15 protein-coding genes are annotated in these 13,993 nt (G+C 59.5%); 8 read left to right on the top strand and 7 right to left on the bottom strand.

All coding sequences use genetic code 11. The annotated features are described in order from the left end of the window. The first annotated feature begins 88 nt into the window (after positions 1 to 88). Complete coding sequence (locus KF757_03545) at positions 89 to 571, top strand: hypothetical protein (GenBank protein ID MBX3322046.1); 483 nt, start codon at positions 89 to 91, stop codon at positions 569 to 571. On the opposite strand, the gene KF757_03540 is transcribed toward KF757_03545, so the two are convergent. Continuing rightward, positions 568 to 780: a hypothetical protein gene (locus KF757_03540; protein ID MBX3322045.1), complete on the bottom strand. Its 213-nt coding sequence runs from the start codon at positions 778 to 780 to the stop codon at positions 568 to 570. The two genes, KF757_03545 and KF757_03540, sit on opposite strands and share 4 nt — an antisense overlap. 221 nt (positions 781 to 1,001) lie before the next feature. Between KF757_03540 and KF757_03535 the strand changes: the two genes are divergently transcribed. Together KF757_03535 and KF757_03530 are read left to right on the top strand one after the other, a co-directional pair. Then, complete coding sequence (locus KF757_03535; GenBank protein ID MBX3322044.1) at positions 1,002 to 1,568, top strand: hypothetical protein; 567 nt, start codon at positions 1,002 to 1,004, stop codon at positions 1,566 to 1,568. Positions 1,569 to 2,004: 436 nt separating this feature from the next. Beyond that, positions 2,005 to 2,505: a hypothetical protein gene (locus KF757_03530; protein MBX3322043.1), complete on the top strand. Its 501-nt coding sequence runs from the start codon at positions 2,005 to 2,007 to the stop codon at positions 2,503 to 2,505. A 258-nt stretch (positions 2,506 to 2,763) separates the two neighbouring features. Here the strand turns inward: KF757_03530 and KF757_03525 are convergent, their stop codons facing one another. After that, a complete protein-coding gene (locus KF757_03525; protein ID MBX3322042.1) occupies positions 2,764 to 3,663 on the bottom strand; it encodes a type II secretion system protein in 900 nt (299 codons plus the stop codon). Positions 3,664 to 3,903: 240 nt separating this feature from the next. Here KF757_03525 and KF757_03520 point away from each other — a divergent pair, with 240 nt between their 5' ends. Then, positions 3,904 to 4,944, top strand: coding sequence for a hypothetical protein (locus KF757_03520; protein MBX3322041.1), 1,041 nt, complete (start codon positions 3,904 to 3,906; stop codon positions 4,942 to 4,944). A gap of 35 nt (positions 4,945 to 4,979) precedes the next feature. On the opposite strand, the gene KF757_03515 is transcribed toward KF757_03520, so the two are convergent. Then, a complete protein-coding gene (locus KF757_03515; GenBank protein MBX3322040.1) occupies positions 4,980 to 6,251 on the bottom strand; it encodes a pyridoxal phosphate-dependent aminotransferase in 1,272 nt (423 codons plus the stop codon). Positions 6,252 to 6,398: 147 nt separating this feature from the next. Here KF757_03515 and rpsO point away from each other — a divergent pair, with 147 nt between their 5' ends. The 4 genes from rpsO (at position 6,399) to KF757_03495 (ending at position 10,430) form a co-directional block, all read left to right on the top strand. Next, positions 6,399 to 6,668, top strand: a complete 270-nt coding sequence (gene rpsO / locus KF757_03510; protein ID MBX3322039.1) for a 30S ribosomal protein S15 — start codon at positions 6,399 to 6,401, stop codon at positions 6,666 to 6,668. A gap of 268 nt (positions 6,669 to 6,936) precedes the next feature. Next, positions 6,937 to 9,102 carry a polyribonucleotide nucleotidyltransferase gene (pnp, locus tag KF757_03505; GenBank protein MBX3322038.1) on the top strand — a complete coding sequence of 722 codons (2,166 nt, stop codon included), beginning with the start codon at positions 6,937 to 6,939 and terminating at the stop codon, positions 9,100 to 9,102. A gap of 179 nt (positions 9,103 to 9,281) precedes the next feature. Then, positions 9,282 to 9,566 carry a cold shock domain-containing protein gene (locus tag KF757_03500; GenBank protein MBX3322037.1) on the top strand — a complete coding sequence of 95 codons (285 nt, stop codon included), beginning with the start codon at positions 9,282 to 9,284 and terminating at the stop codon, positions 9,564 to 9,566. A 21-nt stretch (positions 9,567 to 9,587) separates the two neighbouring features. Further along, complete coding sequence (locus KF757_03495) at positions 9,588 to 10,430, top strand: hypothetical protein (protein MBX3322036.1); 843 nt, start codon at positions 9,588 to 9,590, stop codon at positions 10,428 to 10,430. Here the strand turns inward: KF757_03495 and KF757_03490 are convergent. The 4 genes from KF757_03490 to kynA all read right to left on the bottom strand — a co-directional run bounded on the left by KF757_03490 (position 10,414) and on the right by kynA (position 13,947). Further along, on the bottom strand, positions 10,414 to 11,682 hold the full coding sequence (locus KF757_03490) for an aminotransferase class V-fold PLP-dependent enzyme (GenBank protein MBX3322035.1): 1,269 nt from the start codon (positions 11,680 to 11,682) through the stop codon (positions 10,414 to 10,416). The two genes, KF757_03495 and KF757_03490, sit on opposite strands and share 17 nt — an antisense overlap. 293 nt (positions 11,683 to 11,975) lie before the next feature. Next, positions 11,976 to 12,881, bottom strand: coding sequence for a hypothetical protein (locus tag KF757_03485; GenBank protein MBX3322034.1), 906 nt, complete (start codon positions 12,879 to 12,881; stop codon positions 11,976 to 11,978). A 114-nt stretch (positions 12,882 to 12,995) separates the two neighbouring features. Further along, positions 12,996 to 13,136: a hypothetical protein gene (locus KF757_03480; protein ID MBX3322033.1), complete on the bottom strand. Its 141-nt coding sequence runs from the start codon at positions 13,134 to 13,136 to the stop codon at positions 12,996 to 12,998. Then, positions 13,117 to 13,947 carry a tryptophan 2,3-dioxygenase gene (gene kynA, locus KF757_03475; GenBank protein ID MBX3322032.1) on the bottom strand — a complete coding sequence of 277 codons (831 nt, stop codon included), beginning with the start codon at positions 13,945 to 13,947 and terminating at the stop codon, positions 13,117 to 13,119. Before kynA ends, KF757_03480 begins: the two co-directional genes overlap by 20 nt. Between the last annotated feature and the right edge of the window lie 46 nt (positions 13,948 to 13,993).

Genomic DNA, 13,993 nt, shown 5'->3' with positions numbered 1-13,993 from the left:
ACCGGCGGATCATGCTGCATATCATAGATTTGTGACGGACTACATGTCCGCACGAGGCGTTCCTCGAAATCGTCGATCGCCCTCCAGAATGGAAATGGCACTCGCTGATGCGATGAGCGAAATGCTCCAGGGTATGATTGGCCAACATCGGAAGGAACTTGAGAAACGAATTGGTGTACCAATGCTCGAAGTGCAGGGTACGCTTCTGCAGCGGCTTTCGGCAACACCGGCTATCGAAATCCCGCTAAATTATGAGTATCCAGATCCGGACATTTTGGCTTCTGCATTTGGCCAAAATGCACCGCCGAAGAGCTGGCTGTCGAGATCATATTCCGATCTGGAGCATGCACGAGCGGAGCATACTGCCTGGCCTTCGAGCAAAGTTATAACTTCTTCTGCTACATCGACCCTTTATACGATGAATTCATTCCTCAATCATCCTGGCCCAGCAAGCTCGGCAGCCGTTGTCGTCATATTTGATGAGGACAACGTGTTTGTTGGACTATATCAAATTTGGTTTGTAGTGAGTGAGTTTCAGTGGCCACCATCAGGCGACCCTGCTAGTCCCTAAGAAATAATCTTGGTTTTTTGCCAGGTGCCAGCGATCAAATGTGTAAACCCGTGCCACCGTTCACCGGTTCCTCCGTCGAGCGGTGCGATGAACTTGCACGGCACGGTGTCGACGATCTTGCCACCCCGGCTTGCCTTGCGAGTCACGGAAGTCGGCTCGGAGACTTCGGTGTTGAAGCCGCACATGTGGCCTTGGGCCTGACGCTTCATGGTCGAAGTCTGACGCCCCGTCGTCTCAGTCGGCCTGCCTGCACGCATTGGCTTGACGCGACGCGCGCTGTCTGGTAGGCTGTCGGCATGAACGCAACCGATCGGCATCACGGGCTGGCCGCACGTCTCGATGCGCTGCGGGCACCGAAGTCGCAAGACCGACTTCGTTGGCACGGGGAGGGGGGACTCCGGTGCCACCCCGCCTCAGCATTGGTTGAATAATGACAAACGACGACTTCTCTACGGTGTTGTTCCAGCCTCCCTGCTGGATTGGGACTGTGATTTCTGGCGCGGTTGCTGCAGTGTGCTTGATCTTTGCAATGCTAGCGATTTTTGATGCCATCGCTATACGGGGTGAATATATATTTGGCTTGATGTTTTGCTGTCTCTTCTTTGCAATATTGAGTATTGTGTTTTTTGAATCTCGTACGATTCGACTCGAAGGTACTCGTCTGTTTTTACCCTCTCCTACGGGAATCATGGTGATCGACCTTGAGCCGGTCAGTGCTGCAATGCTTGTGCATGTTCCAGGCCATTTTGATAACTCAGACGGCCCCGACTTCCTGGTACTGGTGAGCAACGAGGAACAAAAAATTCAGTGCTTTTCCCTTTATAAATTTGGCTTGGGTTCCACCATCGCGCGCCAACTGGTCGATTTCTTGCAGAAACGATACCCAGCCAGCAATTCAGATCTCGAAGCGGATCCGATTGCTGAAGCCATCGGTCTTCGATCTCGAGCCGCATACGGCTTCATCTTCGAGTATCCACGGACAGCCCCTCCGTGGTGATTGATATTGACTTTTGGCCGGGTGCAAGCGATCAAATGAATAAACCCGTGCCACCGTTCGCTGGTTCCTCCGGCGAGCGGTGCGATGGACTTGCACGGCACGGTGGCGACGTTCTTGCCACCCCGGCCTGCCTTGCGAGTCACGGAAGTCGGCTCGGAGACTTCGGTGTTGAAGCCGCACATGTGGCCTTGGGTCTGGCGCTTCATGGTCGAAGTCTGACGCCCCGTCGTCGCAGTCGGCCTACCTGCACGCATTGGCTTGACGCGACGCGCGCTGTCTGGTAGGCTGTCGGCATGAAAGCAACCGACCGGCATCACGGGCTGGCCGCACGTCTCGATGCGCTGCGGGCACCGAAGTTGCAAAGCCGACTTCAGTGGCACGGAGAGGGGGACTTCGGTGCCACCCCGCCCGCTCTAAAAAGAGTTGAATCGTGAATATGAAACAGATACTCGCTGTCGTGGGCGTGCTCATCATCCTGATTCTGATCGGGGTGTTCATCATGGCACGCAATCAAAAACCGAGTCAGGCTCGAATTCAGAAGATGTTTGATGTAGTCATCACGGGGGAGTGCTCTGTTGAATGGGTTCGAAAGAGGGAAGGATCTCCTGGCGTCGTCGATGCCGCCCTTCTCTCTGTCGCAGGAAGTTCATTTGAGATCGTTCCATCGTCCGGTGCCAGTCCTGTGTTTACGGTTCCCTGGCGCGGCCCCCTTGTAGATGATTTTCCCCTGCCGCCCGCCGTTGAAGATGCTTTTGCGTCAGGAACATTTGGTGGTCCAATAGTATATTTTATTTTTGAGGTTGCTGAAGAAAGTAGTGATGAGGAGCTATTTGTAAGAATGTACAAGTGGTCTTCTGGTGATCTGTCTTTTGCGTGCTTCACTGTGATTCGGCAGGACGAGACGGTTCTTGCGGCTACTGTGAGTAGGTTTCAGTAATCTCATTGAGATATCGAAAGTCGGCTTTTGAAAGCATCAAGGCCCTCGCTTTGACGATGCTGTATGACACATGAGATTGACAGCATGTTCAGCGTCCGGCGCATCATCGGCGACGACTGGGGCAGCACGAGCCACTCGGTGTGGCTGCGCGAGCGGGCGAGCCTCGAGATCGACTACGCGGCCTACGGCGAGCCGGACGCGATCGTGGGCCTGGCCACCGACTGCAACTCGCATTCATCACATACTAATTTTCGTACATCACCGCGGCGCGACCACATACCCCGGCCCGCTCGCCAGGTTCGCCCACAGCCGCATGTCGTTCAGATCGTCCCAGTCGCGCATCGTGGCGTGTCCGTCGATCATCGCGCTGACCGCCTTGCTTCGGTGCCGTAGCGCCACGAACCCCGAGTTGGTGCCAACATCGGTCGCGAACGCCTCGTACTTCGGTTGCCACAGCCTTCCCGTGTGCGCAAACAACTGCGGCGGGCGCACCAGAAAATAGCCTTGCTGCCTCGGGTCGAGCCCTTCGATCGCGGTATCGCCCTCATTGAGACCGCGCGCCGAGACGAATTGCATCAGCCCCGACGGGTTGCGCACCTCTTCGAGCCGCGTCACGAAGTACGGCCCGTAGATCTGGCGGATGCGGCTGTCGAATGCAAAGTCGCGGCTGCTCCCGCCGACAAAACTCGCGTTCACCCCAAGCGTCGGATACAGACTCACGCGGTAGCGCACATCCGGCAACGTGAAGTCGATCGGATATGAATACAACCCGCCGAAGTTGTAATCGAGATACGGTGCGATCCGCCACGGATACCGCTTGGCGATCTCCTCATTCGACGCTCCGCCCGCGATGCGATTGCCTTCGTGGTCAAGCGGCGCGCTTGCGCCCCGAACCATGTCGTTGGTCGGGAACCCGACGAGCACACGCCCAGCATGGTCGTTGGTGTACATCGTCGATGCTGCCATCATCTGCCGCGCTGCCGCGAGTTCGACACACTGCCGCCCGATCGCCCGCGCTCCGGCCAGTGCTGGCAGCAGTATCCCGATGAGCAGCGCCACGATCGCAATGACCACGAGCAACTCGATGAGCGTAAAGCCTCGCCTGCACGCCGAAGTGCTGCTCGCCAGGGCAAAGGAAGATGTAGTGCTTTTCGTCACGTCCGTTTCCTGTCGCTGCCGAGTCGATCCCTTCTTCGGAGCGGAAACTCCGCCGATGCGGGGCCAAGCGGCAGAATCATATCCTGCTATTGCAACTCAGTCTCAATGAGTCTACAATCTTCTTGTCAAAGTGCAGGAATTGCGGGCAAGCGGGATGGATAACGCGTGGGAAACCACCTGTTGCGGTGGATTTTCTGGTCGTAACATCGCTCCCAATGCCCGTTTGAATGGAGATCAGCCATGGTCAAGTCTTGTGCGCGTTCTCTGACTTGTGCGGCTTTTGTGGCTCTGGCACCGTTCGCTGGAGCCCAGGTCATCGAGACCGCATGGAATCAACCCGACGGCGACCGCTGGATGTACCCATTCAATGGCACGCCCGGCTCGCGGATCAGCGCGCCCACCTTCGCCACCCCCAACCTGCCCGAGTTCGACAATCGCGATGGGCAGTTCATCCTGCTCTTCACAACCACAGGGCGCGTGCCGACGGGTCTGCCCCTTTCGTCCTACCGAGTCATCAGCGCCCGTGTCACTGCAACGGTCGCCAACGATCGCCAGTTCTTTTATGACCCGACGTTCGACGCTGTGAACACATATCGCGACGAGAACGACCCGCTCTACACCTCCGACAACGACATCGGCCGCCCGATCGAAATCTACCCCGTCGGATATCGCGACGGCTTCTCACTTGCCAACTTCACCGAAACCAGCCCCTACAACGTGGTTGGAAATCCTTTCATCGACGCTTCGGATATCCGCGTCGCGTTCGCAGCCGCCGTCGACGCCAATGGCAACGCGATCGACATCTCCAACAACGTCCGCGATGGGTTCGAGGTTTCGTCGCTCGCGATCGGTCTGGCCGACCTGCCAGCAGGCGCGCTCGTTCCCGCCGACACCACCTTTACCTTCGATCTGACGCTCTGTAACCCGCAGACCCAGCGCTACTTCGCCGAGGCTCTCACTGCGGGCAAACTCAATCTCGTCATCTCATCGCTCCACGGCGCAACTTTCGACCCCGACATCGGCCCCGGCGACCCGCTCTACCCCGACTTCTACACGCGCGACAACCCAATCGCCGCTTTCTTCGGCCTCGCACCCACGCTCGAACTGGTCATCCGCGTCGGCTCCGCAGGCGACTACAACGCCGACGGCATCCGCGACTTTTTCGACGTCCAGGCTTTCCTCGCGGACCTGAGCAATCAGAATCCGCGAGCCGATCTTGTGCCCGATTGCTCGTTCGACTTCTTCGATGTCCAGCGCTTTTTGAGCGAGTTCAGCCAGTAACGCCCCGTTGACTCTGCAAACCGCGCCAACTCCGCTCACCGCAGCGCGCTGACAAACTCCGCGATGCGGTCCATGCCGCGCGAGATCTGCTCTTCGCCGCACGCAAACGACAGCCGCACGCACGCCTCGCCGCACCCGCCGAAGTCTTCGCCCGGCACCACCGCGACGCGCGCTTCCTCAAGCAGCGCCTCGGCAAAATCGAGCGCCGAACCGATTACACGCCCCTTCGCCGACGAGCGACCAAAGTGCTCGGATACATCCGGAAACGCATAGAACGCACCCGTAGGCCGAACACAGCGAAATCCATCGATCGCGCTGAGCCTCTCATGCGTCAGCGCCGCACGTTTCGCAAACGCCTGCCGCATGACTTCGACCGACTCGGCCACACTCGGGTCCGTCAATGCACGCCGGATTGCTGGATACACGAAACTGGTGATGTTCGTCGTCATCTGCCCCTGCAGCGTGCCCATCGCACCGATAAATCTGGCACCGAAGTCCCCCGGCATCGCCGCATATCCCACGCGCCAACCCGTCATGGCAAACGCCTTGCTCATGCCATTGAGCGTCAGCGTGCGCTCGGCGATCGAAGGCACCGATCCGATCGAAAAGTGTGCAATGCCGCCATACACAATCTTCTCGTAAATCTCATCGGTCAGCACCACCAGCCCCGGCGCGACATTCATGCTGGCGTCGGCCACGACCTCTGCAATCGCGCGCAACTCTTCTTCGCTGTACATCGTGCCACACGGATTGCTCGGCGAGTTAAGGATCAGCACCTTGCTTCGAGGCGTGATAGCCTCACGCAACTGCTCCGGAGTGATCTTGAACTCCGACTCGGGTGTGGTTTCGATCTCGACGACTTTCGCGCCTGCCATTTCCGCGATCGGCTTGTAACTGACCCACGCGGGCACCGGCAGGATGACTTCCGAGCCACCCTCGCGCCCGCCCTCGCTCCCATCGACCAGGCAGTGCATCGCGACAAACAACGCATGCTTGCCTCCAGAAGAGATCGCCACATGCTTGGCCGAAAGCCCCGGAATCCCGTTTTCCTTGCCCAACTTATCAGCGATCGCCTGTCTGGTGGCATTGTCGCCCAGCGTCGGCATGTACTTGGTCTGCCCTGCCCGCAGTGCCTCGATGGCAGCTTCCTTGATCGGGGCCGGGGTGTCGAAGTCAGGCTCACCGGCCGCGAACGCCAGCACATCCACCCCATCCTCCTTCATCTGCTTGGCTCGATTAGTGATGGCGACCGTGACCGATGGGGTCATCGTGGCGACGCGGCGGGCAATGGAAAGGGTGTCCGTCATGGGCCAATCATAGCGGTCGCTCTCAGGACCGCCGTAGACGCTTCCTCCTCGACCGGCCTATCCTTCACAAACCCTGCCCGGCGTACGGGCTCGACGGTCTGCTTGTGTTAGGACACTGCCGACCGAGACATCAGGAGATCAACGCACATGCCTCTCACGACTCAGGAAACCGCCGATATTGTTGCAAAGTTTGGACGCACCACCACCGACACCGGCTCGCCCGAAGTTCAGATCGCCGTCCTCACCGCCCGCATTCAACAACTCGCCGGGCACATCCGCGAGCACAAGCTCGATATGCACAACCGTCGCGGCCTCGTCCTCATGGTTGGCAAACGCAACCGCCTCCTGCGGTACCTCCAGCGCACCAACCGCGAGAAGTATCTCGAAACCATCGCAGCACTCGGCTTGCGCAAGTAAATTCTCGCCGGCGAGGGCCAAACGCCCGCGCCGGATTTTCGATATCGCACTCGCGGCCTCTCCCGGGGAGCGGCAGTGGGCACCGGACAGTCTCGCACTGTCTCCTGCCTTCTGCCCCTCAACGTTCCGGGCGCTGCCGCTCAACAAGGTACGGATTCAGTCCGCTCCGATTCCGCCGGATGATTGACGGATCGGTGGCGCGATGGGTCCACATGGGCGAACTCCGACCACTGTTGTCGGCCTGTCGCCACGAAAGGAACGCAACGAAATGACCACACACCCTCTCACCCTCGAACGCGAATTCGGCGGCCGAACTCTTAAAATCGAGACCGGACGCATCGCCAAACTCGCCAGCTCGGCATTGATGCTCACCTACGGCGGCAGCACGGTCCTCGCGACCGTCGTTCGCGCCGAGCCTCGCCCAGGTATCGACTTCTTCCCCCTCACCGTCGACTACCGCGAGAAGGCCTCGGCCGCCGGCAAGTTCCCCGGAGGCTTCCGCAAGCGCGAAGGCGCCCCCAACGAGAAGGAAGTCCTCACGATGCGGATGATCGATCGTCCGCTTCGCCCGCTCTTCCCCGATGGCTTCATCGATGAGATCCAGGTCCAGGTCTGGGTCATGAGCCACGACGGTGAAAACGACACCGATGTCCTCTCCGCCACCGCCGCCGCAGCCGCCCTCTCCATCAGCGACGCGCCCTTTGAAGGACCCAGCGCCACCGTGCGCGTCGGACGCATTCACACCGACGATGGCCCCAAGTTCGTCATCAACCCCACCGTCAGCCAGATGGACTATTCCGACCTCGATCTCGTCCTCGCCGGTCACCGCGACGGCGTCAACATGATCGAAGTCGGCTCGGCCGAAGTCGAAGAATCCGTCGTTCTCGAAGCCATCCGCTTCGGACAGCACCACATCACCACCATCCTCGATATGGTGGATGAACTCGTTAAGCACGCCGGCAAGCCCACCAACCCCGGGACTCTCGCCCTCCCCCCGGCTGAGATTGCCGACAAAGTCAAGAAGCATTGCCACGCTGCCCTTATGGAAGCACGTCAGATCGGTGGCAAAACCGAACGGGGCGATCGTGTCAGTGAAATCCGCAAGACCTTCCTCGACGAGCACTTCCCGCTCAACGAAAATGGCACCTTCGGCGACTTCCGCAAGAGCGAGTCAGACCGCAATCACGCCAAAGAAGCTTTCCGCACTCTCGAGAAAAAGGTCACTCGACAACTCATCGTCGAGAAGGGACTCCGGGCCGACGGTCGCGGGTTCAAACAGATCCGCCCCCTCGAAATGGAAGTCGGTCTCTTCGATCGCACACACGGGTCCGCACTCTTCCAGCGCGGCGAAACCCAGAGCCTCGTCTCCTGCACGCTCGGCACCGGACGCGATGAGCAGATCATCGACGGCCTCCTGCCCGAGTACGCCAAGAAGTTCACCCTTCATTACAACTTCCCCCCCTTCTGTACCGGCGAAGCCAAACGCATCACAGGCCCAGGCCGCCGCGAAATCGGACACGGCGCACTCGCCGAACGCTCGCTTCTGGCCATCCTCCCAAGCCCCGAGGACTTCCCCTACACAGTCCGCATCGTCAGCGATATCACCGAGTCCAATGGCTCCTCATCCATGGCGTCGGTCTGCGGCGGATGCCTTGCCCTCATGGACGCCGGCGTCCCCATCCTCAACACCTGCGCCGGCATTTCCGTCGGACGATTCACCGATGAAAACGGACAAAAGGAAGTCTTCGTCACCGATATCCTCGGCGAAGAAGACTTCTTCGGCGACATGGACTTCAAAGTCTCAGGCACGCGCGTCGGCATCACCGGAATCCAGCTCGACCTCAAGGCCCGCGGGCTCAATGTGGACCAGATCGAGGTCATTCTCGAACAGGCCCGCGTCGGTCGCCTCCAGATCATCGAAGCCATGGAAGCCGTCATCGCCAAGCCCCGCGATACGATTTCTCCCTACGCACCACGCCTCATCACCATTCGCATCGACCCCGACAAGATCGGCAAACTCATCGGCCCCGGGGGCAAGACCATCCGCGCCCTCCAGGACAAGTACGGCGTCTCCATCGATGTGGATGACAGCGGCACCATCATCCTCGCATCCCCCGACGCACGCGGTATCGACGGTGCCAAGGCCGAGATCGAAGCCCTCTGCGAAGAAGTCAAAGTCGGAACCATCTACGAAGGCAAAGTCGTCAGCACCAAGGACTTCGGCGCATTCGTCGAACTCATCCCAGGCACCGACGGCATGTGCCACATTTCCGAGCTCGCCGATGGCTATGTCGCGAAGGTGTCAGATGTTGTGAAGGTTGGAGACCAGATCAAGGTCAAGGTCATCCAGATCGACGATCAGGGTCGCATCAAACTCAGCCGCAAGGCCGCGATGGCTCAACTTCAGGCCGATACCGTTGGGGCTTCCGACTAAAACTGCCGCCCCAAATCGGGAACTGATCCACAATCGCAGACCCGCTTCGGCGGGTTTGCGTGCTTTTGTCTTGACTTTCGGGTATATTGGTTATCGGCCCGCGGCAGCATGACCGTCACTGTCGCGACGCCTGACAGAATGGCCACGTGTGCTTTCGATTCGACACGTTGGGGACTGCCATGTCTGAACAGGAACTCCGAGACGTTGAAGGTGTTGTCAAGTGGTTCGACCCGCGAAAGGGGTATGGCTTCATTGCCGGGCCTGAGGGTCAGGACATCTTCGCGCACTACACTGTCATCGAAGGTGAAGGCTTCCGTGCCCTCCGCGATGGATCCCATGTCATCTACAGCGCTGACAACTCCGACAAGGGCTGGCGCGCCACACGCATCGTCCGCCTCGAAGACACAACCGGCGAGATCACCGTACTCCGCGCTCGTCCTCACGCACGCTCTCCACGCCGCTGAACGTCGCGGCCGGAGACCGTTGTGACCGAACTCATCATCGCACTCTCCGCAGCATTGCTCGGCGCTGCTCTCGGTGCATCAGTTGTCGCGTACCTCGCGCGTCGAAAACTTCGCCTCGCGACCCTGCTCGAACGCCGCACTCTCAGCAAACAACGCTTCGCCGAACTCGGAGCCATGACCGCAGGCCTCGCTCACGAAATCAAAAACCCCCTTTCCACCATCGGCCTCAACGCACAACTGCTCTCGGAGAGCATTCGAGAGTCCGCAATCGATGACGACGAGAAGTCCCGCCTCGTCCGTCGCATCAACACGGTCGAACGCGAGATCGAGAGGCTGCGATCAATTCTCTCCGACTTTCTCGAATACGCGGGCAACGTCCATGTCGAACTCCGCACGCTCGATATCAACATCCTCGTCGACGAACTCGTCGATTTCTTTCTCCCCCAGGCCGAACAGGCCGGTGTGAGACTCAGGCCCGTCCTCTGCCCACACCCATTGCTCGCACAGGTTGACCCGGTGCCATTCAAGCAGGCAACGCTCAATCTCATGCTCAACGCTGTTCAAGCCATGAAAAACGCACCCAAAGATCTCATTATCCGCACGGAAAAAGGCACCGATCCCGACGGGTCCCCAATCGCGCTCATCCACGTCATCGACACCGGCCCAGGCATCGACGACGCCACGCGCGAGCGACTCTTTCAGCCTTACTTCACCACCAAATCGGGTGGTTCAGGCCTGGGACTCCCCATGGCGCGCCGCCTCATCGAAGCCCATAACGGGCGCATCGATATTCACTCCGAGGTCGGTCGAGGTTCAGACTTCACCATCATTCTTCCCGCAACGCTCCCTACCCACGCGCACTGAGCGCGCGCCCGATCCGACTCGCGGCCTCGTCGAGCTCGGCGCGCGTATTGAGCAGGTCCGGATAGCAGCGGATCGACGACGATCCATCCCCAATCGGGTGAGGCCTCGCGTCGGCATTCACGCCCGCCGCCTTGAGCGAGGCAAGATCACGCGCCGGATCGCGCGTCGGGATCAGTACAAAAAGTCCTTGCCCGTTGTTTGGTCGTGTGGCGACCCCTGCGCGATCCAGCGCATAGGTCAGGTGGGTCCGCAAGTCGGCGCTGTAGGTGAACAGGCGTTCGACGCCTATCCCCAGAACAAGGTCAAGCCCGGCGCGAGTCTGATACGGAATCAGGAACGAAGGCGTGGATTCGAGCCACGCGTCGCCGCCCGCGCCGCGCTCGGCGGAATTGTCGCGTGAAAATCCGAACGGATTTCTGCGCGCAAACCACCCCGTATCAGTGGTGACCAGTTTGGGGGATGGCACATCCAGGTGTCGCGGGTGAATCGCCAGCCAGCACGCTCCCGGGCCGCCTCGCGTGTACTTGTAGTTGCCTCCGATCACAAAATCGGCTTCACGCCACGCCTCGGTCATAGGCACCACGCCGGCAGCGTGGTACGCATCGACCAGCACCAAAGCGCCAATCTTGTGCGCAGCCTCGATCAGCGCGGGCAACCCGCTGACAATCTGCCCGGAGGCGTAATAGGTCGCGCTGATAACAACCAGATCGGTGCGGCGTTCGAGTGCGGCGATCAGCGCGTCGAGGCTGAAATTTCCATTATCAGTCGGGCCAAGACGATCCACATGAATGAGCGCGCGCTGCTCGTAACTGCGCAGGATGAAGTCGATCGAATCGAACTCACCAGTAGTGGTGACCACTCGAACGGGTGATTCGGGCAGGGCGTTGAGCACGGCACGCAGGCCTTGGCCGGCACTTGTTTTGGGGACAATCGCGTCGGGGCGATGCCAGTCGATCAGCGCACAAATGCGACGGCGGTATGCGTGCATCTCGGCCATCCATGCGGTCCATGCGTCGTCCATGTCGGTGTACCACAGGTTGATGGCCTCGGCGATGTCGAACGCGGTCTGATCGAGCGGGCGGCCGAGGGAGTGATTGGCGAGATAGATTTCCTGCCGGGCGAGAACGCGGGAGAAGAGTGGATGAAGGTGTCTGATCACGCCAAGTTCGTCGAGCGGGCCGCTGTCGAGCGATGCGATGGCGTGAGCGAGTTCTTCGGCTGGTGCTGGGAGTTCAGAGTTCGGTTCGGACATCCCACAACTCCGGAAATAGTGAGCTCAGAGTACTGAACCCAGCGCAGCACGTCAAGGCGAGCGGTGCTGGCTGCGGGTGACAACGGACTTTGGCAGCAACGATCCGGCATGAGATCGAGATCGAGATCGAGATCGGGAGATGGGAGAGTAAAGACCGCGCGAGCGCGCTCGGCACCGAAGTCGCAAAGCCGACTTCGGAGGCACGCAGAGCATGACGGGGATCGAGGCATCGGTGCCAGCCCGCCGATCGGGCCGACGACACTGAAGTGGCAGGTGGCTGCGGGCGAGCGAATCTACGCACACCCCGCGCTGTAGAGCCCGAGGAACATCTGCACATCGAAGAAGTCGAAGATGCCGTCGTTGTTGAGATCAGCAAGCGGGCTGCCGCGCGAATACAGGTTCAGATACACCTGCACGTCGAAGAAGTCGAGCACGCCGTCAACATTCATGTCAACCTGGCAAGGGTTGAGGATCGCAAGTCCAACGACACCGGAGGAAGTGGTTTCGACGACATCGACAACATGGTTGAACACGCCGGTTTCGAGATCGATCCACCCGATGACCAGCGTCGAGCTTGTATATGTTGCAAGATACAGTCGGCCATAAAACCAATCGAGGTCGTTATTGTCCATGGTTATTCCAATCGGACCGAGTGGTGTCCAGCCTTCCGGAGTGGGAGGATCGGGCAGGCGGATGATGCGGTTGGAAGTCTGATTGGACAGATACCATGTCTCGACGCCGTCGAAAGCCATGCCTCCGACAGCCGCGTTCGGGCGTTCGAGATCGATGACATCCAACGTCGAAAAATCGTGTGTGCTGTACTCCGAGATGATGCCGCCGACGACGCCGAAGAGGCGACCGTGAGCGAATGTGATGTCATTGCGATACGTATTTTCGGGGAAATCGCCGAGATGCACAAGATTTGGTGTTCCACTGAGCGGATTGTCGACGCGCCAGATGCGGGTATTGCCAGCGCCGCCTTGGACAGCAAGCACCTCTCCCGCACCAGCTCCCATGACAGAGGCACCTGGCGGCACGACGGTCATGCCGATGATCGTGCCGGGCTGATTGGGAAAGGCTTCGATCATGCCGTCGGTGACGCGATACAGCACCCTGTTGTAACTGGCCAGAAAGACAGGTTGGGCACATACGGGCGCGGCGATGAACACGATCAGCACAAGACACAAGCGGGTCAACATGGGGGCTTCCTCCAGAATCCGCGCACTATACAGCCAGACGCTGCGAGCGTCAATGGGAATTTCATATCTCACGAGCACTGTCGCACATACGCCGATCGTGGTCAAGGCGGGTCGCTACGCACACCCCGCGCTGTAGAGCCCGAGGAACATCTGCACATCGAAGAAGTTGAGCATGATTGAGCGCGGATCATCGATGCAACCCTGCCGAGCGATTGCTTTGGCTGGTGCTGGGGGTTCAGAGTTCGGTGCGGACATCCCAGAGCTCCGGAAACAGGACCTGATCGACGACGCGGCGGAGGAACGGGACTCCGGCGCTGCCGCCGGTGCCGCGTTTGAAGCCGATCACGCGCTGGACGACCTTGAGATGGCGGAAGCGCCAGAGGGAGAATGACTCCTCGACATCGACGAGGGATTCGCACATTTCGTAAGCCTGCCAATGGTCGTGTGGCGATCGGTAGATGGTCTTGAAGACCTCGACGACGCCGTCATGTCGTTCGTAGGGCTTGGAGAAGTCGCGTTCGATGACCGATTGCGGGATGGGCATGCCTTTGCGGCTGAGGTAGCGCAAGAACTCTTCGTAGAGGCTTGGGTTATCGAGGGCGTGCTGCAGAAGGATAGTGGCTTGTGGGTCGCGTTCGTGCATGCGCATCATGCCGGCGTTTTTGTTGCCGAGCAGGAACTCGACGAGGCGGTACTGGTGCGACTGGAACCCGCTCGACGAGCCGAGCACGCTGCGAAACTCGAGGTATTCGCTGGGGGTGAGTGTGGCGAGGATTGACCACTGTCTTTCGAGTTGGGTCTGAATGTGCTTGACGCGCGCGAGGACTTTGAAGCAGGGTGAGAGGTTGTCGTCGCGGATCCACTGCATGGCGGATCGGAGTTCGTGGATGATGAGTTTGAACCAGAGTTCGGTGGTCTGGTGCTGAATGATGAAGAGCATCTCGTCGTGATGCTCGGGGCGGCTGAGGGGCTTCTGGGCGGAGAGGATCTGATCAAGCGCGAGGTACTCGGCGTAGTTCATCTCGCTGCGAGACTGGGGCGCTGGTTCGGCATGGTCCGGGTCCATGAGCATGCTCCTTGTTGCGAGTTCATGCTATGGACCCGGACAGGCC

The organism is Phycisphaeraceae bacterium, from assembly GCA_019636795.1.
In the GTDB taxonomy this organism is placed as follows: Bacteria; Planctomycetota; Phycisphaerae; order Phycisphaerales; family UBA1924; genus JAHBWW01.
Note: the sequence above shows the minus strand (reverse complement) of the source record. Positions and strands in the feature narration are given on the sequence as shown.

What these genes read in the sequence shown, in the direction of transcription:
- KF757_03545 (MBX3322046.1), top strand. Translation starts at nt 89, where the DNA reads ATGGAAATGGCACTCGCTGATGCGATGAGCGAAATGCTCCAGGGTATG.
- KF757_03540 (MBX3322045.1), bottom strand. Translation starts at nt 780, where the DNA reads ATGAAGCGTCAGGCCCAAGGCCACATGTGCGGCTTCAACACCGAAGTC.
- KF757_03535 (MBX3322044.1), top strand. Translation starts at nt 1,002, where the DNA reads ATGACAAACGACGACTTCTCTACGGTGTTGTTCCAGCCTCCCTGCTGG.
- KF757_03530 (MBX3322043.1), top strand. Translation starts at nt 2,005, where the DNA reads ATGAAACAGATACTCGCTGTCGTGGGCGTGCTCATCATCCTGATTCTG.
- KF757_03520 (MBX3322041.1), top strand. Translation starts at nt 3,904, where the DNA reads ATGGTCAAGTCTTGTGCGCGTTCTCTGACTTGTGCGGCTTTTGTGGCT.
- KF757_03515 (MBX3322040.1), bottom strand. Translation starts at nt 6,251, where the DNA reads ATGACGGACACCCTTTCCATTGCCCGCCGCGTCGCCACGATGACCCCA.
- rpsO (MBX3322039.1), top strand. Translation starts at nt 6,399, where the DNA reads ATGCCTCTCACGACTCAGGAAACCGCCGATATTGTTGCAAAGTTTGGA.
- pnp (MBX3322038.1), top strand. Translation starts at nt 6,937, where the DNA reads ATGACCACACACCCTCTCACCCTCGAACGCGAATTCGGCGGCCGAACT.
- KF757_03500 (MBX3322037.1), top strand. Translation starts at nt 9,282, where the DNA reads ATGTCTGAACAGGAACTCCGAGACGTTGAAGGTGTTGTCAAGTGGTTC.
- KF757_03490 (MBX3322035.1), bottom strand. Translation starts at nt 11,682, where the DNA reads ATGTCCGAACCGAACTCTGAACTCCCAGCACCAGCCGAAGAACTCGCT.
- KF757_03485 (MBX3322034.1), bottom strand. Translation starts at nt 12,881, where the DNA reads ATGTTGACCCGCTTGTGTCTTGTGCTGATCGTGTTCATCGCCGCGCCC.
- KF757_03480 (MBX3322033.1), bottom strand. Translation starts at nt 13,136, where the DNA reads ATGTCCGCACCGAACTCTGAACCCCCAGCACCAGCCAAAGCAATCGCT.
- kynA (MBX3322032.1), bottom strand. Translation starts at nt 13,947, where the DNA reads ATGGACCCGGACCATGCCGAACCAGCGCCCCAGTCTCGCAGCGAGATG.